The sequence below is a fragment of the Micromonospora reichwaldensis genome (assembly GCF_031845925.1).
Lineage (GTDB): Bacteria > Actinomycetota > Actinomycetes > Mycobacteriales > Micromonosporaceae > Micromonospora > Micromonospora reichwaldensis.
In genome coordinates this window covers 1-18,678 of the sequence record NZ_JAVRFL010000050.1, presented here as the reverse complement: position 1 = coordinate 18,678, position 18,678 = coordinate 1, and the positions used below count along the sequence as shown (strand labels likewise).

Genomic DNA, 18,678 nt, shown 5'->3' with positions numbered 1-18,678 from the left:
AGTCAAGGATAGCGAGCGATCAGCGGGAGATGTGCTCCGGGAACCGGCAGATCTTCGCGAACTCCTCGGCGTCCAGGCTCGCGCCGCCCACGAGCGCCCCGTCGACGTCCGGCTGAGCCATGATCGCCGCGACGTTCGACGACTTGACCGACCCGCCGTAGAGGACCCGGACCTTGTCGGCGGTGTCCTGGCCGAAGGACTCGGCCAGGCGCTGACGGACCGCGCCGCACACCTCCTGGGCGTCCTCCGGGGTGGCCGTCTTGCCCGTGCCGATCGCCCAGACCGGCTCGTACGCCACCACGACCTTCTCCACCTGCTCGGCGGTGAGCCCCTTCAGGGCGCCGTCGAGCTGCTCGCTGCAGTGCGCCACGTGGGTGCCCTGCTCGCGGACGTCGAGCCCCTCCCCCACGCAGAGGATCGGGGTGAGCCCGCTGGTCAGCGCCGCCTGCACCTTGGCGTTGACGAGCGCGTCGTCCTCGTGGTGGTAGGCCCGCCGCTCCGAGTGCCCGATCACCACGTAGGTGCAGCCGAGCTTCGCCAGCATCGAGCCGGAGATCTCCCCGGTGTAGGCGCCCGACGCGTGCGGCGAGAGGTCCTGCGCGCCGTAGCCGATGAGCAGCTTGTCGCCGTCGACGGCGGTCTGCACCGTACGCAGGTCGGTGAACGGCGGCAGGACCACCGTCTCGACGTCGGTGAGCTGCTTCTCGGTGAGGCTGGCCGCCAGCTTCTGCACCAGCAGGTTGGCCTCGAGGTGGTTGCAGTTCATCTTCCAGTTGCCGGCCATCAGGGGCCGGCGGGTGACGCTCGCCATCAGTTCTCCAGGGCCGCGATGCCGGGGAGGGTCTTGCCCTCCAGGTATTCCAGGGAGGCGCCACCGCCGGTGGAGATGTGCCCGAAGGACGACTCGTCCAGCCCGAGCGCCCGCACTGCGGCGGCGGAGTCACCGCCACCGACGACGGTGAACGCCTCGCTCTTCGCGATGGTCTCGGCGATCCCGCGGGTGCCGTGGGCGAACGCCGGCATCTCGAACACGCCCATGGGGCCGTTCCAGAAGATCGTCCGCGCGCCCTTGAGGGCGGCGGCGAAGCCGGCGACCGTCTCCGGCCCGATGTCGAGCCCGACCCGCTTGCTGGGGATGCCGTCGGCCGGCACGGTGTCGTGCGCGGCGTCCGGGGCGAACGCGTCCGCGGCCACCACGTCGACCGGGAGCATGATCTTGCCCTCGGAGCGCTCCAGCAGGCTGCGGCAGGTCTCGACCATCTCCTCCTCCAACAGCGAGGAGCCCACCTCGTGGCCTTGGGCCTTGAGGAAGGTGAAGCACATCCCGCCGCCGATGAGCAGCCGGTCGACCGTCGGCAGCAGCGCCTCGATCACCGCCAGCTTGTCGGAGACCTTCGAACCGCCGAGCACCACGACGTACGGGCGCTCCGGCTCGCCGGTCAGCCGGGACAGGACCTCCACCTCGCGCAGCACCAGCCGGCCCGCGACGTGCGGCAGCCGGGCCGGCACGTCGTGGACGCTCGCGTGCCTGCGGTGCACCGCGCCGAACGCGTCGTCGACGTACGCGTCGCCGAAGGCGGCGAGCTGGTCGGCGAAGGCGGCCCGCTCGGTGTCGTCCTTGCTGGTCTCGCCCTTGTTGAAACGCAGGTTCTCCAGCAGCGCGACCTCGCCGTCGGCGAGCGCGTCCACGGTGGAGCGGGCGGACTCGCCGACGGTGTCGGTGGCGAAGTGCACCCGCGCACCGAGCAGCTCCCCGAGCCGCCCGGCGACGGGGCGCAGGCTGAACTGCGGGTCCGGCGCGCCCTTCGGGCGGCCCAGGTGCGAGCAGACGACAACCTTGGCGCCGGCTCCGGTGAGGGCGCTCAGCGTCGGCAGCACGGCCCGGATGCGGCCGTCGTCAGTGATGTCACCGGACTGCTTGTCGAGTGGGACGTTCAGGTCGGCGCGCACCAGCACGCGCCGACCCGACACCCCCTCGGCGAGCAGGTCGTCGAGGGTACGGATGCTCACTTAGGCCAGGCCTCCGTTCGTGACCGCCAGCTTCCTCACAGGGACTGGCCGACCAGCTTGACCAGGTCGACCAGGCGGTTCGAGTAGCCCCACTCGTTGTCGTACCAGCCGACGACCTTGACCTGGTTGCCGACGACCTTGGTCAGCGGCGCGTCGAAGATGCACGACGCCGGGTCGGTGACGATGTCCGAGGAGACGATCGGGTCCTCGTTGTAGACCAGGATGCCCTTGAGCGGGCCCTCGGCGGCGGCCTTCAGCGCGGCGTTGACCTCGTCCACGGTGGTCTCCCGGGCGACGTCGACGGTGAGGTCGGTGGCCGAGCCGGTCGGGATCGGCACGCGCAGCGCGTAGCCGTCCAGCTTGCCCTTCAGCTCCGGCAGCACCAGGCCGATCGCCTTCGCCGCGCCGGTCGAGGTCGGCACGATGTTCAGGGCGGCGGCGCGGGCCCGACGCAGGTCGGAGTGCGGCGCGTCCTGGAGGTTCTGGTCCTGGGTGTACGCGTGGATCGTCGTCATCAGGCCGTGCTGGATGCCGAACGTGTCGTGCAGGACCTTCGCCATCGGCGCCAGGCAGTTGGTGGTGCAGGAGGCGTTCGAGATGATGGTGTGCTTGGCCGGGTCGTACTGGTCGTGGTTGACGCCCATGACGACCGTGACGTCCTCGTTCTTCGCCGGGGCGGAGATGATGACCTTCTTGGCCCCGCCGTCGACGTGCGCCTTCGCCTTGGTGGCGTCGGTGAAGAAGCCGGTGGACTCGATGACCACGTCCACGCCGGCGTCGCCCCACGGCAGCTTCGACGGGTCCTTCTCGGCGTACGCCTTGATGGTCTTGCCGCCCACGGTGATCTCGTCGGCGGTGGCCTTCACCTCGTGCGGCAGGCGACCCAGGATGCTGTCGTACTTGAGCAGGTGGGCGAGCGTCGCGTTGTCGGTCAGGTCGTTGACCGCCACGACCTCGATGTCAGCGCCGGACGCCAGCACTGCCCGGAAGAAGTTGCGGCCGATCCGGCCGAAGCCGTTGATGCCAACCCGGATGGTCACAGGTCCCATCTCCTTGCGTTCTGGTCCGCCGGCGTAAGACCCGGGCCGGCGGAGGTGTGTGCGCCGACCGTTGGAGCCGGCCGTTGACGGTTCATCTCGGCCACCCCGCCGCGGTCTCGAAGGACCTGACCGCCCGAGGCGGTGTGTACGGCGAGGAGTGCCTGTGCCGGCCCCCTTGCCGTACGCAGCGACCTTATCCGAGCGTGCGGCGCAGCGCAGCGCCGGGTGGTGACCCCACCGGCGCCGCCGACCCGCACCGTCCTATCAGACCACGAGCATGTCGGGCGTGACTGCCGCTTCCGTATCCGGGATGCCCAGGTCCCGGGCCCGCTTGTCGGCCAGCGCCAACAGCCGGCGGATCCGGCCCGCGATCGCGTCCTTGGTCAGCGGCGGATCGGCCAGGGCGCCCAGCTCCTCCAACGAGGCCTGCCGGTGCTCCAGGCGCAGCCGGCCGGCGGAGGTGAGGTGGTTGGGCGCATCCTCGGCGAGGATCTCCAGCGCCCGGGTCACCCGGGCGGCGGCGGCGACCGCGGCCCGCGCCGAGCGGCGCAGGTTGGCGTCGTCGAAGTTGGCCAGCCGGTTGGCGGTGGCCCGCACCTCGCGGCGCACCCGGCGCTCCTCCCAGGCCAGCACGCTGGAGTGGGCGCCGATCCGGGTGAGCAGCGCGGCGATCGCGTCGCCGTCCTTGACCACCACCCGGTCCACGCCGCGCACCTCGCGGTTCTTGGCGGTGATGCCGATCCGGCGGGCCGCGCCCACCAGGGCCAACGCGGACTCCGGGCCCGGGCAGGTGATCTCCAGCGCGCTGGAGCGGCCCGGCTCGGTCAGCGAGCCGTGCGCCATGAACGCGCCGCGCCAGGCCGACACCGCGCAGCAGACGTTCGCGGCGACGACGTGCGGCGGCAGCCCCCGCACGGGACGCCCCCGCACGTCGAGCAGCCCGGTCTGCCGCGCGAGGGCCTCACCGTCCTTGACCACCCGCACGATGAAGTGGCTGCCCTTGCGCAGGCCACCGGACGCGAGCACGTGGATCTCACTCGGGTAGCCGTAGACCTCCGCGATCTCCCGTCGCAGCCGCCGGGCCACCGCCCCCGTGTCGAGTTCGGCCTCCACCACGACCCGACCGGAGACGATGTGCAGCCCGCCGGCGAAGCGCAGCAGCGCCGCCATCTCCGCCCGCCGGCAGCAGGGCTTGGGCACGTCGACCCGACTCAGCTCGTCCTTGACCGCAGCCGTCATCGCCATTGTGCGTCCCCTCACGGACCTGTTCCGGCGTGTCGCCGGAGATTACGTACGTGTCTAACGATCGGCGCCCAGGACAGGCACCAGTGCGGCGCCCAGGGCGGCCGGATCATGACGGGGAGTGCCGTCGGTGACCGCGACGGGAGCGAGGACCAGGCGGGCACCCAGCGATTCTGCCGCACGTTCGACCGGTTCGGGGTCACCCGCCGCCTTGGAATCGGCGACCACACGGTCGACCCTCAGCTCCGGCAGGTACGAGCGCAGCGCGGCCAGATGGTCGGCCTGGGAGAGCCCGGAGGTCTCCTTCTCGGCGGCGAGGTTCAGCGTGACGAGCCGCCGCGCCGGACTGGCGACGATCGCGGCGGCGAGCTGCGGCACCAGCAGGTGCGGCAGGACGCTCGTGTACCAGCTGCCCGGCCCGAAGATCAGCCAGTCGGCCGCGCCGATCGCGGCGACCGCCTGCGGGCAGGCCTCCGGCGCGACCGGGGTGAGCCGCAACGACTCCACCCGGCCGGTGGTCACCGCGACCTGGTGCTGGCCCGTGATCGTGCGCACCTCGTCCGGCCGCCTCGGGTCGGCGCCGCGTACCCGTGCCTCGATCCCCACCGGCTCGCACGACATCGGCAGCACCCGGCCGACCGCGCCGAGCATCGCGCCGGCGTGCTCCAGGGCGGCCACCGGGTCGCCGAGCAGCTCCATCAGCCCGCAGAGCACCAGGTTGCCCACCGCGTGCCCGGCCAGCCCGCCGGCCTCGGCGCCCGCCCGCCCGGCCGCACCGGCACGTCCTCCGGCGATCCCGCCGGCCGCCCCTCCGGCGACCCCGGCCGGCTCCGGGCCGGAAGGGGCCCGCCCGGTACCGGAGACCCGGGGGCGCCCCGCCGATCCGCCCCCGGCGGGAGCCGGGCCGCCGGCGGGCGGCACCTCGGCGTAGCGGTGTTGGAAGAGCTTGGCACTGCGCCGGGTGGCCGGATGGTCCCCGGCCAGCGCGACCAGCGCCTGCCGCAGGTCGCCCGGGGGCAGGCCGCCCCGCTCGGCCCGCAGCCGGCCGCTGGAGCCGCCGTCGTCGCCGACGGTGACCACCGCCGTGATGTCGAGATCCAGCTCGGGGGCGCAGTGGCGCAGGGCACGCAGCGAGGCGGACAGGCCGTGCCCGCCGCCGAAGGCGACCACACGCGTCGCCGTCACTCGCGCCCCAGGTCGCGGTGCTGGGCGTTGGCGGCCAGACCGGAGTGGCGCAGCCGGGCGGCCAGCTCCTCGGCGATGGCCACGCTGCGGTGCTTGCCGCCGGTGCAGCCGACCGCCACCGTCAGGTAGCGCTTGCCCTCCCGCTCGAAGCCGGCGGTGGTCGCGTTGACCAGGTCGGCGTACGACCCGACGAAGGCCTCCGCGCCCTCCTGCCCCAGCACGTACGAGCTGACCGCCTCCTCCCGGCCGGTGTGCTCGCGCAGCTCCGGCACCCAGTACGGGTTGGGCAGGAAGCGGGCGTCGAGCACGAAGTCGGCGTCCGGCGGCAGGCCGTACTTGAAGCCGAAGGAGAGCACGGTGACCCGCAGCCGGCGGGCGTCCTCGCCGCCGAAGAGCTCCTCGACGCGGCGACGCAGCTGATTGACGTTGAGGTGGCTGGTGTCGATGATCACGTCGGCCTGGTCGCGGGCCTCTTCCAGCAGGCCGCGCTCGACCGCGATGCCGTCGGCGAGCCGCCCGTCGCCCTGCAACGGGTGCGAGCGCCGGACGCTCTCGAACCGCCGGATCAGCACCTCGTCGTCGGCGTCGACGAAGACCACCCGGGGCGAGAAGCCGCGCTCCTTCAGCTCCCGGATGGCCCCCGCCAGGTCGGTGGAGAAGGCGCGCGAGCGCACGTCCAGCACCATCGCCGTACGCCGGGCCGCCCCGCCCGCCTTGAACGCCAACTCGGCCATGTCGAGCATCAGCGCCTGCGGCAGGTTGTCCACCACGTAGAACCCGACGTTCTCCAACGCCCTGGCCACCGTGCTGCGGCCGCCGCCGGAGAGCCCGGTGACCACCACCAGGGTGGTGTCCGACTCCGTCGGTGTCTGCTGCCCGGTCACCGTCGCGCCCCGTTCCTCGGCCGTACGCGCCTCGCTCACCCGCTACCCCCAAGCCGTGGCGCCGCGGCCGGCACCCCCGGCCGCGCATGGTCAATCAGCGACTCTATCCCGCACCGCCCGCGCGTTGCCGGCACGTCCCTGGCCGCCGCCGTGGTGGCGTCCGCCGCCGCGCGGGCTGGCCAAGCGTTCCGCCCAGCCCGACTGAGCGCCCGGAGGCCGCCGGACCGCGACGCTCCGGTCCGGCGGTCCGCCCTGATCCGCGACCCGCCCGCTCGGGTCCGCCGGCTGTCGGGGGAGGTTCGTAGAATCCCCGGATGGCTTCCCCCACCGACCTGCGCTCCGCCGACGCCCTGGAGGTGCTGCGCCGGGTCTTCGGCTACGACGCCTTCCGCGGCTTCCAGCAGGAGGTGATCGACCACGTGGTGGCCGGCGGCGACGCGCTGGTGCTGATGCCCACCGGCGGCGGCAAGTCGCTGTGCTACCAGATCCCCGCGCTGGTCCGCGACGGCGTGGCGGTGGTGGTCTCCCCGCTGATCGCGCTGATGCAGGACCAGGTCGACGCGCTGACGGCGGTCGGCGTGCGGGCCGGCTTCCTCAACTCGACCCAGGATCTCGACGCCCGCCGGGTGGTGGAGCGGGCGTTCGTCGGCGGCGAGCTGGACCTGCTCTACCTCGCCCCGGAGGCGTTGGGCACCCGCGGGGTGCAGCAGCTGCTCGACCGGGGCAGGATCGCCCTGTTCGCCATCGACGAGGCGCACTGCGTGTCCCAGTGGGGGCACGACTTCCGCCCCGACTACCTCGCCCTGTCGATGCTGCACGAGCGCTGGCCCGACGTGCCCCGCATCGCGCTCACCGCCACCGCCACCAGCGCGACCCGCGACGAGATCGCGACCCGGCTCAAGCTCACCGACGCCCGGCACTTCGTGGCGAGCTTCGACCGGCCCAACATCCAGTACCGGATCGTGCCCAAGCGCGAGCCGCGCAAGCAGCTGCTGAGCCTGCTGCGCGACGAGCACCCCGGCGACGCGGGCATCGTCTACTGCCTGTCGCGCGCCTCGGTGGAGAAGACGGCGGAGTTCCTCACCGCCAACGGCGTCGCCGCGCTGCCCTACCACGCCGGCCTGGACGCGGCGACCCGCGCGCGCAACCAGCAGCGCTTCCTGCGCGAGGACGGCCTGGTGATGGTGGCGACCATCGCGTTCGGCATGGGCATCGACAAGCCCGACGTCCGCTTCGTCGCCCACCTGGACCTGCCCAAGTCGGTCGAGGGCTACTACCAGGAGACCGGTCGCGCCGGGCGGGACGGGCTGCCGTCGACCGCCTGGCTGGCGTACGGGCTCCAGGACGTGGTGCAGCAGCGCAAGATGATCGAGACCTCCGACGGGGATCTCGCCCACCGGCGCAACCTCGCCGCCCACCTCGACGCGATGCTCGCCCTCTGCGAGACGGTCCGCTGCCGGCGGGGCCAACTGCTGGACTACTTCGGCGAGAAGGCGACCGCCGCCTGCGGCAACTGCGACACCTGCCTCAGCCCGCCGGAGTCCTGGGACGGCACCGTCGCGGCCCAGAAGCTGCTCTCCACGATCTTCCGGCTCGACCGGGAACGCAACCAGCGCTTCGGTGCGGGGCACTGCGTCGACATCCTGCTCGGCCGCACGACCGACAAGGTCACCCAGTACGGCCACGACTCCCTGACCGTCTTCGGCATCGGCGGCGAGCTGCGCGAGGCCGAGTGGCGCGGCGTGGTGCGGCAACTGCTGGCCGAAGGGCTGCTGGCCGTCGAGGGCGACTACGGCACGCTGGCCCTCACGGAGGCCAGCGCGGAGGTGCTGGGCCGCCGCCGCACGGTGATGATGCGCCGCGAGCCGGAGAAGGTCGCCTCGTCCCGGTCGGCGAAGCCACGCGGGGCGGCCACCGTCGTCGCCGAGTTGTCCCCGATCGCCGCCGGGGTCTTCGAGCGGCTGCGCGCCTGGCGGGGGGCCACCGCCAAGGAGCAGGGCGTCCCGGCGTACGTGATCTTCCACGACGCCACGCTGCGGCAGATCGCCACCGACGCGCCCACGTCGCTGGCCGAGCTGTCCGCGGTCAGCGGCGTCGGCGAGAACAAGCTCGCGAAGTACGGCGAGCAGATCCTGGCCGTCCTGGCCGAGTAGCCGGCGGCCGGCCGAACGCGCACCGCCCGGCCGATGCGGTCAGTCCGCCGCCGGGGCCTTCGCCTCGCCGCCCAGCGCGGCGAGGATCGCCTCGGCGGTGCGCCGGCCCACGCCGGGCACCTCGGTGATCTCCTCGACGGTGGCGGCGGAGAGCCGCTTGAGCGAGCCGAAGTGCCGCAGCAGCGCCTTGCGCCGCACCTCCCCCAGGCCGGGCACCCTGTCGAGCGCCGACTCGGTCATCCGCTTGGAGCGCCGCTGGCGGTGGAAGGTGATGGCGAAGCGGTGCGCCTCGTCGCGCACCCGTTGCAGCAGGTAGAGCCCCTCCGAGGTGCGCGGCAGGATGACCGGGAACTCGTCGTCGGGCAGCCAGACCTCCTCCAGCCGCTTGGCCAGGCCGCACAGCGCCACGTCGTCGACGCCCAGCTCCGCGAGCGCCTGGGCCGCCGCCGCGACCTGCGGCGCGCCGCCGTCGACCACCACCAGCTGCGGCGGGTACGCGAACCGGCGGGGGCGTCCCGTGGTCGGGTCGATCAGGACGCCGACCGTGCGCTCGTCGGACCCGCCGGACTCGTCGGCCCCACCGGACTCGTGGGGCTCGCCGGACTCGTGGGGCGCACCGGGCGCGGGCTGCCCGGCCGGGGCGACGGGGTCGTCGGCCGGCTCGACGCCCGCCTCGCCGGTCTCGGCGCGGGCGTCCAGGTAGCGCGCGAAGCGGCGGCGCAGCACCTCGGACATGGCGGAGAGGTCGTCGGTGGCGCCCCGGATGATGAAGCGCCGGTATTCGCTCTTGCGGGGCAGCCCGTCCTCGAAGACGACCATGCTGGCCACCACGTCGGTGCCCTGCATCTGGGAGATGTCGAAACACTCGATGCGCAACGGCGAGGTGCGCATGTCGAGCGCCTCGGTGATCTCGTCGAGCGCCTTGCTGCGGGTGGTCAGGTCGCCGGCCCGGCGCAGCTTGTGCCGGGCCAGGGCGTCCTTGGCGTTGCGCTCGACCGTCTCCAGCAGCGACCGCTTGTCGCCGCGTTGCGGCACCCGCAGGCTCACCCGGCTGCCCCGGTGACCGGAGAGCCAGTCGGCCAGCGCGTCGGCGTCGGTGGGCAGCGCCGGCACGAGCAGCTCGCGCGGCACGTCGGCCTCGCCCTGCTCGCCGCCGTAGACCTGGGTGCAGAAGTGGTGCACCAGGTCGCCCGTGCTCAGCTCCTCGGTCTTCTCCACCACCCAGCCGCGCTGGCCACGGACCCGGCCGTCGCGCACGTGGAAGACCTGGACGGCCGCTTCGAGGGGGTCGTCGGCGAACGCCACCACGTCGGCGTCGGTGCCGTCGCCGAGCACCACGGTCTGCTTCTCCATGGCCCGGCGCAGCGCGGCCACGTCGTCGCGCAGCCGGGCCGCCCGCTCGAACTCCAACTGCTCGCTGGCGTCGGTCATCTCCCGTTCGAGCCGGCGCACCATCGTGTCGGTGCGGCCGCCCATGAAGTCGCAGAAACCGTCGACGATCTCCCGGTGCCGCTCGGGGGTGACGCTGCCGACGCAGGGGGCCGAACACTTGCCGATGTAACCCAGCAGGCAGGGGCGGCCCACCTGGCCGGCGCGTTTGAACACCCCCGCCGAGCAGGTGCGCGCCGGGAAGACCCGCAGCAGCAGGTCGAGCGTCTCGCGGATCGCCCAGGCGTGCGAGTAGGGCCCGAAGTAGCGCACCCCCTTGCGCTTGGCGCCCCGCATCACCTGCAACCGGGGGAACTCCTCGTCGAGGGTGACCGCGAGGTAGGGGTAGGACTTGTCGTCGCGGTAGCGGACGTTGAAACGCGGGTCGTACTGCTTGATCCAGGTGTATTCGAGCTGGAGCGCCTCGACCTCGGTGCCGACGGTGACCCAGTCCACCGACTCGGCGGTGGTGACCATCTGCTGGGTGCGCTGGTGCAGGCCCCACAGGTCGGCGAAGTAGGAGTTGAGCCGGCTGCGCAGGTTCTTCGCCTTGCCGACGTAGATCACCCGGCCCGTGCCGTCGCGGAACCGGTAGACCCCCGGTGACTCCGGGATGGTGCCGGGCGCGGGACGGTAGGTCGAGGGGTCAGCCACGGCAGCAAGCCTAGTCCGCACCCCCGACAGCTCCCCGGACGCCGCGTCCCCGCCCCGCCCCGCCCGCCGGCCCCCGGCAACCCGAAACTCCGGTGCCCGCCGGAATCGCTCCCCGCTACCATCCGCCCCTGGCCGGCCGATACGGGGGGGGGGGAGCACGGGGACATGGGCGCGAACCCCGCGGGGCGCAGTCGAGGGGGCGCCGTCCTCGTGGCGGCGCTCACCGTCGACTCGATCGGCAACGGGCTCTTCCTGCCCCTGTCGCTGGTGTACTTCCTGCGGCTCACCGACGTGCCCCTGGCGCTGCTCGGGGTGCTGCTCAGCGCGGCGACCGTGCTCACCCTGCCGGTGCCGCTGTGGGCGGGATCGCTGGCGGACCGGTTCGGGGCGCTGCCGGTGGTCGTCGCCTCCCAGCTGCTCCAGGCCGCCGGCTATCTGGCGTACGCCTGGGTGCGGGGGCCGGTCGGCGTCTTCGTGGCTGCGGCGCTGGTCGCCGTCGGCGTGCGGTTCTTCTGGTCCGCCGTCTTCACGGCGGTCGCCGACTACGCCGACGGCAGCCCGGGCGGCTGGGCCCGGGACACCTGGTACGCGATCAGCAACGGCGCCCGTACCGCCGGCCTGGCGGTGGGGGGCCTGACCACGGGCGTGGTGGTGGCCGACGGGCGGGCCGGCACCTACCGCGCGGTGGCCTACGCGGCGGCGGCCTGCTTCGCCCTCGCCGCGGTGCTCATCGCCGCCCGGGTGCGGATCCCGCCGGCCACCGACCGCCCGGCGGGATCCGGGCGGGGCGGGTACGCCACGCTGCTGCGGGACCGCCCGTTCCTCGCCCTCATCGGCCTGAACACCGTCTTCGCGCTGAGCACCATGATGCTCGGCCTGGCCCTGCCCACGATGATGCTCACGGACCTGCGGGGCCCCGCCTGGCTGACCTCCGCCGTCCTGGCCGGCAACGCGTTCCTCGTCGCCCTGCTGTCGGCGCCCGTCGGCGCCCGCCTGCCGCAGCACCGCCGCACCCGTGCGGTCGCGCTGGCCGCCGCCCTCTGGATGCTCTGGGGCCTCGCCATGGCGACCCTCGGCCCGGGGCGCCTCGGCGTGGTGGCCGCGCTGCTGGTCGCGGCGACGCTGCTGTTCACCGTCGCGGAACTGGTGCACGCGCCGGCGTCCGCCGCGCTGGCCGCGGCCGCCGCCCCGATCGCCGCCCGGGGCCGCTACCTGGCGGCCTTCCAGTACTCCTTCGCCCTCGCCTCGATGGTCGCGCCGGCCTTCTTCGGCACCCTGTACGAGGTCGACACCGCCGCGCCCTGGCTGGTGCTGGCGCTGCTCAACGCCGTCGGCGTCGCCGGCATCCTGCTGCTGGAGCGGAGCCTGCCGCCGGCCGCCCTGCGCGAGCGACCGTCGGCAGGCGAGCGACCGTCGGCGGTCGAGCGGCCGGCAGCGGTCGACGCGAGCGCCGCCGCGGACTGAGCGGGGCCGGCGGCCCGGTTCGGGACGCCGGCCGCACCCGACGGGTCAGGCCAGCGAGATCTGGTCGCCGGTGACCTTGACGTTCTTCGGCGGCAGCGGCTTGGTGGCCGGGCCGCCCTTCACCGAGCCGTCCTCGATCGAGAACTTGCTGAAGTGGCAGGTGCAGTTGATGGTGCCGCCGTCGACGTTCGTCACCGGGCAGCCCTGGTGGGTGCAGATCGAGTCGAACCCCTTGAACTCGCCCTCGCGCGGCTGGGTGATCACCACGCCCTGCGCGGGATAGACGGTGCCGCCGCCGACCGGGATGTCGGCCGTACGGGCCAGCGACTGCGCGCCCTCGCGGTCGCCGCCGCCGGCGTCACCGGTGCTGGGCACCGCCGGACCGCCGCTGGTCGGGGCCGCCCCGTCACCGGAGTCGTCGCTGCCGCAGGCGGCCAGGACCACCGCCGCGCCGACCGCGCCCGCGCCCGTGAGAAGGGCGCGTCGCGTCCGCGTCGCCGGCCCGGTCAGCCCCTGATCGTCACTCATGCCTCGCCCTTCTCTCGGCTGCCGCCGCCTGGTCATGATCCGCGGCCACACTCGGGTACACGGATCACTCTGCCCGACGGTTCACCTGATCGGCGACCGAGGGGCCACCCGGGGTGGGCCGTGGGCCCGCCCGGATGACCCCGTCGGCGATCCGCCCCGTGACGGCGTGGCCGGGCGACTGCCCGGGGCCACGCGACCTGCGGAGCGTGCGGTCAGCGCGCTCCGGCCGGTGCCTTTCGGGGGCGGGTGGACTTGGTGCCGTTGGCCTTGGCCGCCCGGGAGGTGGCCGCCGCCGCGCCCTTTGCGTCGCCGTCGAGCCTGAGCACCTGGCGCAGGAAGTGGCCGGTGTGGCTGCCGGGCACCTCGGCGACCTCCTCGGGGGTGCCGGTGGCGAGCACCGTGCCGCCCCGGTGACCTCCCTCGGGGCCCATGTCGATCAGCCAGTCGGCCGTCTTGATCACGTCGAGGTTGTGCTCGATGGTGATCACCGTGTTGCCCTTGTCGACCAGCCCTTCGAGCACCATCAGCAGCTTGCGGATGTCCTCGAAGTGCAGGCCGGTGGTCGGCTCGTCGAGGACGTAGACCGTCCGCCCGGTCGAGCGCTTCTGCAACTCGGAGGCGAGCTTGACCCGCTGCGCCTCGCCGCCGGAGAGCGTGGGCGCGGGCTGGCCGAGCCGGACGTAGCCGAGGCCGACGTCGACAAGCGTCTTGAGGTGCCGGTGGATGGCCGGGATGGCGGAGAAGAACTCGGCCGCCTCCTCGATCGGCATCTCCAGCACGTCGGAGACGGTCTTGCCCTTGTAGTGCACCTCCAGGGTCTCCCGGTTGTAGCGGGCGCCCTTGCAGACCTCGCACGGGACGTACACGTCGGGCAGGAAGTTCATCTCGATCTTGATGGTGCCGTCGCCGGAGCACGCCTCGCAGCGGCCGCCCTTGACGTTGAACGAGAACCGGCCGGGACCGTAGCCCCGGACCTTGGCCTCGGTGGTCTCGGCGAAGAGCTTGCGGACGTGGTCCCAGACCCCCGTGTAGGTGGCCGGGTTGGAGCGCGGGGTGCGGCCGATCGGCGACTGGTCGACGCCGACCACCTTGTCGACGTGCTCCAGCCCGGAGACCCGGGTGTGCCGGCCGGGCACCAGCCGCGCGCCGTTGATCTGGTTGGCCAGCACCGTGTAGAGGATGTCGTTGACCAGCGTCGACTTGCCGGAACCGCTGACCCCGGTCACGGCGATGAGCTGGCCCAGCGGGAACGACACGGTCAGGTTGCGCAGGTTGTGCTCGCGCGCACCGTGCACCACCAGCTCCCGGTCCGGGGTCTGGGCGCGGCGCCCCTGCGGCGTCGGGATCGACCGGCGGCCCGACAGGTAGGCCCCCGTCACCGACTCCGGGTTCTCCAGCAGCGCCGACACGGAGCCGCTGTGCACGATCTTGCCGCCGTGCTCCCCCGCGCCCGGGCCGATGTCGACGATCCAGTCGGCGGTGCGGATCGTGTCCTCGTCGTGCTCGACGACGATCAGCGTGTTGCCCAGGCCGCGCAGCCGGACCAGGGTCTCGATCAGCCGGTGGTTGTCGCGCTGGTGCAGCCCGATCGACGGCTCGTCGAGGACGTAGAGCACCCCGACCAGGCCGGAGCCGATCTGGGTGGCCAGCCGGATGCGCTGCGCCTCGCCGCCGGAGAGGGTGCCGGCCGGGCGGTCCAGGGACAGGTAGTCGAGGCCGACGTCGAGCAGGAACTTCAGCCGGGCGTTGATCTCCTTCAGCACCCGCTCGGCGATCAGCTTCTGCCGGTCGGTCAGCTCGATGCCGGCGAGCAGGTCGGCGGCCTCGCCGACGGAGAGGTTGCAGACCTCGGCGATGCTCCTGCCGGCCAGGGTGACCGCGAGCACCTCGGGCTTGAGCCGGGCGCCCCCGCAGGCCGCGCAGGGCACGTCGCGCATGTAGCCCTCGTACTTCTCGCGCGACCACTCCGACTCGGTGTCGGTGTGCCGGCGCTCGATCCACTGCACCACGCCCTCGAAGCCGGTGTAGTAGGAGCGCTCGCGGCCGAACTTGTTGCGGTAGCGCACGTGCACCTGTTCGTCGGACCCGTGCAGGATCGTCTTCTGCGCCCGCGACGGCAGGGCCCGCCAGGGCGTGTCGACGTCGAAGTGCTCGGCCGCGCCGAGGGCCTCCAGCAGGCGCAGGAAGTATTCCAGGTTGTGCCCGGTCGACCAGGGCTGGATCGCGCCCTCGCGCAGGGTGCGCTCCGGGTCGGGGACGAGCAGCTCGGGGTCGACCTCCTTCTTGGTGCCGAGGCCGGTGCACTCGGGGCACGCGCCGTAGGGCGCGTTGAAGGAGAAGACCCGGGGCTCCAGGTCCTCGATCGCGAGCGGGTGGTCGTTGGGGCAGGCCAGGTGCTCGGAGTAGCGCCGCTCGCGGTCCGGATCGTCCTCGGGAAGGTCGACGAAGTCGAGCAGGACGAGGCCGTTGGACAGGCCCAGGGCGGCCTCGACCGAGTCGGTCAGCCGCTGCTTGGCGCTCGGCTTGACGGTGAGGCGGTCGATCACCACCTCGATGGTGTGCTTCTCCTGCTTCTTCAGCTTCGGCGGCTCGGTCAGCGGGTGCACCACGCCGTCGACCCGGGCCCGGGCGTAGCCCTTCGCCTGGAGCTCGGCGAAGAGGTCGACGTACTCGCCCTTGCGGCCGCGCACCACCGGCGAGAGCACCATGAACTTGGTGCCCTCGGTCATCGCGAGGACCCGGTCGACGATCTGCTGCGGGGTCTGCCGGGAGATCCGCTCGCCGCAGACCGGGCAGTGCGGCTCGCCGATGCGGGCGAAGAGCAGCCGGAGGTAGTCGTAGACCTCGGTGATGGTGCCCACCGTCGAGCGCGGGTTGCGCGAGGTGGACTTCTGGTCGATGGAGACCGCCGGGCTCAGGCCCTCGATGAAGTCGACGTCCGGCTTGTCCATCTGGCCGAGGAACTGCCGCGCGTACGACGACAGCGACTCGACGTAGCGGCGCTGCCCCTCGGCGAAGATCGTGTCGAAGGCCAGGCTCGACTTGCCCGACCCGGAAAGCCCCGTGAACACGATCAGGGCGTCCCGGGGCAGGTCGAGACTGACGTCACGCAGGTTGTGCTCGCGCGCGCCACGGATGATCAGTCGGTCGGCCACTGTCCGTGTACTCCCGGGTGAAGAAGATGAGGAGGAATTGTCCGCTCCAAGGCTGGTCTGAGCGGTTGTCTGAGTGGTTGTGGGCGCGCAGAAAGGCGCCTCGGCAACTCTAGCCCCGAGGTACGACAACTTCCCTCGCCGGCACATTCCCCCAGCTCAGCCCGGTCCGCCGCGCCCGAGGAAGCCGGTCCGCCGCGCCCGAGGAAGCGGGTCGCAGCGCCCGAGGAAGCCGATCCGCAGCGGGCGAAGAAGCCGGTCCGCAGCGCCCTGAAGAAACGGGCGGGACCGGTCGTCGACCGGTCCCGCCCGTGCCTACCTCCGTCAGGGGCGGGCCGCCCGCCGCCGGCCCGCGCGCCAGCCGCCACGCCGCTGCGCGGCCAGCCGGACCTCCCGCCGCCGGCTCTCGAAGGCCAGCTCCCGCTGGAGCTTGCGCCAGCTCTCCCAGCGCCGCGCCGGCAGCTCGCCGGTCTCCAGCGCCTCACGCACCGCGCAGGCGGGCTCCCCGTCGTGCCCGCAGTCGGCGTACCGGCAGCCGGTGGCCAGCTCGGCGATGTCCGCGAACGCCCGGTCCAGCCCCGCCGAGCCGTCGAGCAGGCCGACCGCCCGTACCCCCGGGGTGTCCAGCACGGCGCCGCCGCCGGGCACCGGGAGCAGCGCCCGCCAGGTGGTGGTGTGCCGCCCCTTGCCGTCGACGCGCCGGATCGCCTGCGTCGGCATCAGCGCCGCCCCGGCCAGCGCGTTGACCAGGCTCGACTTGCCCGCGCCGGACGGGCCGAGCAGGCCGAGCGTGCGGCCGGGCGCCACCTCGGCGCGCAGCGGATCGAGCCCGGTGCCGTGCTCGGCGCTGACGGCCAGCACCGGCACCCCGGGGGCGATCCCGGCGAGCTGGCGCGCGACGGCCTCCGGGTCGGCCGCCAGGTCGGCCTTGGTGAGCACGACCAGCGGCCGGGCGCCGGACTCGTGCGCCAGGGAGAGCAGCCGTTCGATCCGGCCGACGTCCGGCTCGGGGTGCACGGGCTCCACCACGGCGGCGGCGTCGAGGTTGGCGGCCAGCACCTGGCCGCTCGCGTCCTTGCCGGCGGTCCGCCGGACGAGGGCGGTGCGCCTCGGCAGCACCGCCTCCACGGTGACGTTGCGGTCGGGCCAGGTGCCCAGCAGCACCCAGTCCCCCGCGCAGGGCAGACGGGTCAGGTCGCGGGCGGCGGCGGCCAGGACCGCCCCGCCCAGGGTGGCGCGGACCGGGCCGTCCGCGCAGAGCACGGTGCAGACGCCGCGGTCCACCCGGGCCACCCGGCCCGGTCGGTGCCCGCCGCGTCGCGGTACGTGTGCCGCCCGCTCGGCATCCCAGCCGAGGGCGGTCAGGTCGATGGTCATGGCATCCTCATCGGTGTCGGAGCGGTTGACGCACGCGTGCTGCTGCCGGCATGGTCACCACCTCCCCGCCGTCCGGTGCCGCGTTCCACGCCGACGGTAGGACGCGCCGCGACGCGCCGAAAGCGATTTCCCCGACGACGCGGAGTCCCCCGGCGGATAGGGTCGGTGGGTGACCACGGATCCGCTTCTGCTGACGGGCGAGGTGGACGCGGCCACGGACCGTCTGCTGCGGACCGCCGCCGCCCTCGACGACACCGACCTCGCCGCCGCCTCGCTACTGCCGGCGTGGAGCCGGGGGCACGTCCTGGCCCATCTGGCCCGCAACGCCGACGGCTTCGTCAATCTGCTCGTCGCGGCCCGCACCGGCGAGCCGATCGCGATGTATGCCTCCGCGGCGGCCCGGGACGCCGACATCGAGGCCGGCGCCACCCGCCCGCCCGCCGCCCACCTGGACGACCTGCGCCGCTCGGCCGTCCGGTTCGCCGAGGCGGTCGCCGCGATGCCGGTCGAGGCGTGGGCGGCCACCGTCCAGACGCGGCGCGGCCCCTGGCCGGCAGCCATGCTGGTCTGGGGCCGGCTGCGCGAGATCGAGGTGCACCACGTGGACCTCGACACGGGCTACCGGCCGGCCGACTGGCCCGAGGCGTTCGGCCACCGGCTGCTGCACGAGGTGGTCGGTGACCTCGCCGGCCGCGCCGACGTGCCGCCGATGGTGCTGCGCTTCGACGGCAGCCGGCACGAACTGGTCGTCGGCGACCGGACCGCCGCGCCCACGGTCACCGGTGCCGCCCCCGAACTCGCCGCCTGGCTGATCGGCCGCAGCCCGGGCACCGTGCTGACCGTCACCCCCGACGGCCCCCTGCCGCAACCACCGGAATGGATATAGACGACCTCATGACCTACAGCGGAGACGTCACGCCCGGCGGCGCGCCGGCCGTACGCGAGCTCGACCGGCTCACCATCACGAAGGTGTCGGTGGGCCCGATGGACAACAACGCCTACCTGCTGCGCTGCCGGGCCACCGGCGAGCAGGTGCTGATCGACGCCGCCAACGAGGCGCCCCGGCTGCTCGAACTGGTCGGCGACGCGGGGCTGACCACGGTGGTCACCACCCACCAGCACATGGACCACTGGGTGGCGCTGGAGGAGGTGGTCGCCAAGACCGGCGCCCGCCCCCTGGTGCACGCCGACGACGCGGCCGGGCTGCCGATCGAGGCCGGGACGCTCGCCGACGGCGACAGCGTGCCCGTGGGCGACTGCGCGCTGGAGGTGATCCACGTCAAGGGCCACACCCCCGGCTCCATCGCGCTGCTCTACCGCGACCCGGCGGGGTCGCCGCACCTGTTCACCGGCGACAGCCTCTTCCCCGGCGGGGTCGGCAACACCGACAAGGATCCGGAGCGGTTCTCCGCGCTCATCGACGACGTCGAGCACAAGCTCTTCGACCGGCTGCCCGACGAGACCTGGTTCTACCCGGGTCACGGCAAGGACAGCACGCTCGGCGCGGAACGCCCCGCGCTGCCCCAGTGGCGCGCCCGGGGCTGGTGAACCTCAGCGGGGC

At 73.4% G+C, this 18,678-nt stretch carries 14 protein-coding genes; 4 read left to right on the top strand and 10 right to left on the bottom strand.

Translation table 11 applies throughout. The features are described 5' to 3' along the window. Window positions 1-19: 19 nt before the first annotated feature. The 6 genes from tpiA to rapZ form a co-directional block, all read right to left on the bottom strand. Window positions 20-811: a triose-phosphate isomerase gene (tpiA, locus tag RM555_RS28480; protein WP_311414608.1), complete on the bottom strand. Its 792-nt coding sequence runs from the start codon at window positions 809-811 to the stop codon at window positions 20-22. Next, complete coding sequence (locus RM555_RS28475; RefSeq protein ID WP_311414607.1) at window positions 811-2,010, bottom strand: phosphoglycerate kinase; 1,200 nt, start codon at window positions 2,008-2,010, stop codon at window positions 811-813. The genes tpiA and RM555_RS28475 overlap by 1 nt, the downstream gene beginning before the upstream one ends. Before the next feature lie 35 nt (window positions 2,011-2,045). Further along, window positions 2,046-3,050, bottom strand: coding sequence for a type I glyceraldehyde-3-phosphate dehydrogenase (gap, locus tag RM555_RS28470; protein WP_151453343.1), 1,005 nt, complete (start codon window positions 3,048-3,050; stop codon window positions 2,046-2,048). A gap of 264 nt (window positions 3,051-3,314) precedes the next feature. Further along, window positions 3,315-4,295, bottom strand: coding sequence for a DNA-binding protein WhiA (whiA, locus tag RM555_RS28465; protein WP_088999356.1), 981 nt, complete (start codon window positions 4,293-4,295; stop codon window positions 3,315-3,317). Between the two features lie 54 nt (window positions 4,296-4,349). Then, window positions 4,350-5,477: a gluconeogenesis factor YvcK family protein gene (locus tag RM555_RS28460; RefSeq protein ID WP_311414606.1), complete on the bottom strand. Its 1,128-nt coding sequence runs from the start codon at window positions 5,475-5,477 to the stop codon at window positions 4,350-4,352. After that, window positions 5,474-6,361 (bottom strand): RNase adapter RapZ, encoded by an 888-nt coding sequence (rapZ, locus tag RM555_RS28455; protein WP_311414627.1) that lies wholly within the window; start codon window positions 6,359-6,361, stop codon window positions 5,474-5,476. Before rapZ ends, RM555_RS28460 begins: the two co-directional genes overlap by 4 nt. A gap of 314 nt (window positions 6,362-6,675) precedes the next feature. Between rapZ and recQ the strand changes: the two genes are divergently transcribed. Further along, a complete protein-coding gene (gene recQ / locus RM555_RS28450; RefSeq protein WP_311414605.1) occupies window positions 6,676-8,514 on the top strand; it encodes a DNA helicase RecQ in 1,839 nt (612 codons plus the stop codon). A gap of 39 nt (window positions 8,515-8,553) precedes the next feature. Here the strand turns inward: recQ and uvrC are convergent, their stop codons facing one another. Next, window positions 8,554-10,596 (bottom strand): excinuclease ABC subunit UvrC, encoded by a 2,043-nt coding sequence (gene uvrC, locus RM555_RS28445; protein ID WP_311414604.1) that lies wholly within the window; start codon window positions 10,594-10,596, stop codon window positions 8,554-8,556. A 165-nt stretch (window positions 10,597-10,761) separates the two neighbouring features. On the opposite strand from uvrC, the gene RM555_RS28440 reads away from it, so the two are divergent. After that, complete coding sequence (locus tag RM555_RS28440) at window positions 10,762-12,060, top strand: MFS transporter (protein WP_311414603.1); 1,299 nt, start codon at window positions 10,762-10,764, stop codon at window positions 12,058-12,060. Window positions 12,061-12,105: 45 nt separating this feature from the next. Here RM555_RS28440 and RM555_RS28435 read toward each other — a convergent pair whose 3' ends face one another. The 3 genes from RM555_RS28435 to rsgA form a co-directional block, all read right to left on the bottom strand. Next, entirely contained in the window at window positions 12,106-12,588 is a 483-nt protein-coding gene (locus RM555_RS28435) for a Rieske (2Fe-2S) protein (protein ID WP_088999351.1), read from the bottom strand. 212 nt (window positions 12,589-12,800) lie between these two features. Continuing rightward, a complete protein-coding gene (uvrA, locus tag RM555_RS28430; RefSeq protein WP_311414602.1) occupies window positions 12,801-15,743 on the bottom strand; it encodes an excinuclease ABC subunit UvrA in 2,943 nt (980 codons plus the stop codon). A 321-nt stretch (window positions 15,744-16,064) separates the two neighbouring features. Beyond that, window positions 16,065-17,117, bottom strand: coding sequence for a ribosome small subunit-dependent GTPase A (gene rsgA / locus RM555_RS28425; protein ID WP_311414601.1), 1,053 nt, complete (start codon window positions 17,115-17,117; stop codon window positions 16,065-16,067). Window positions 17,118-17,286: 169 nt separating this feature from the next. On the opposite strand from rsgA, the gene RM555_RS28420 reads away from it, so the two are divergent. Next, a complete protein-coding gene (locus RM555_RS28420) occupies window positions 17,287-18,003 on the top strand; it encodes a maleylpyruvate isomerase family mycothiol-dependent enzyme (protein ID WP_311414600.1) in 717 nt (238 codons plus the stop codon). Between the two features lie 8 nt (window positions 18,004-18,011). Continuing rightward, complete coding sequence (locus RM555_RS28415; RefSeq protein ID WP_311414599.1) at window positions 18,012-18,665, top strand: MBL fold metallo-hydrolase; 654 nt, start codon at window positions 18,012-18,014, stop codon at window positions 18,663-18,665. Window positions 18,666-18,678: the final 13 nt, after the last annotated feature.

Bases quoted from the DNA above. Each gene is read 5' to 3' on its own strand.
- tpiA (WP_311414608.1), bottom strand. From the start codon at position 811: ATGGCGAGCGTCACCCGCCGGCCCCTGATGGCCGGCAACTGGAAGATG.
- whiA (WP_088999356.1), bottom strand. From the start codon at position 4,295: ATGGCGATGACGGCTGCGGTCAAGGACGAGCTGAGTCGGGTCGACGTG.
- recQ (WP_311414605.1), top strand. From the start codon at position 6,676: ATGGCTTCCCCCACCGACCTGCGCTCCGCCGACGCCCTGGAGGTGCTG.
- RM555_RS28440 (WP_311414603.1), top strand. From the start codon at position 10,762: ATGGGCGCGAACCCCGCGGGGCGCAGTCGAGGGGGCGCCGTCCTCGTG.
- RM555_RS28435 (WP_088999351.1), bottom strand. From the start codon at position 12,588: ATGAGTGACGATCAGGGGCTGACCGGGCCGGCGACGCGGACGCGACGC.
- rsgA (WP_311414601.1), bottom strand. From the start codon at position 17,117: ATGACCATCGACCTGACCGCCCTCGGCTGGGATGCCGAGCGGGCGGCA.
- RM555_RS28415 (WP_311414599.1), top strand. From the start codon at position 18,012: ATGACCTACAGCGGAGACGTCACGCCCGGCGGCGCGCCGGCCGTACGC.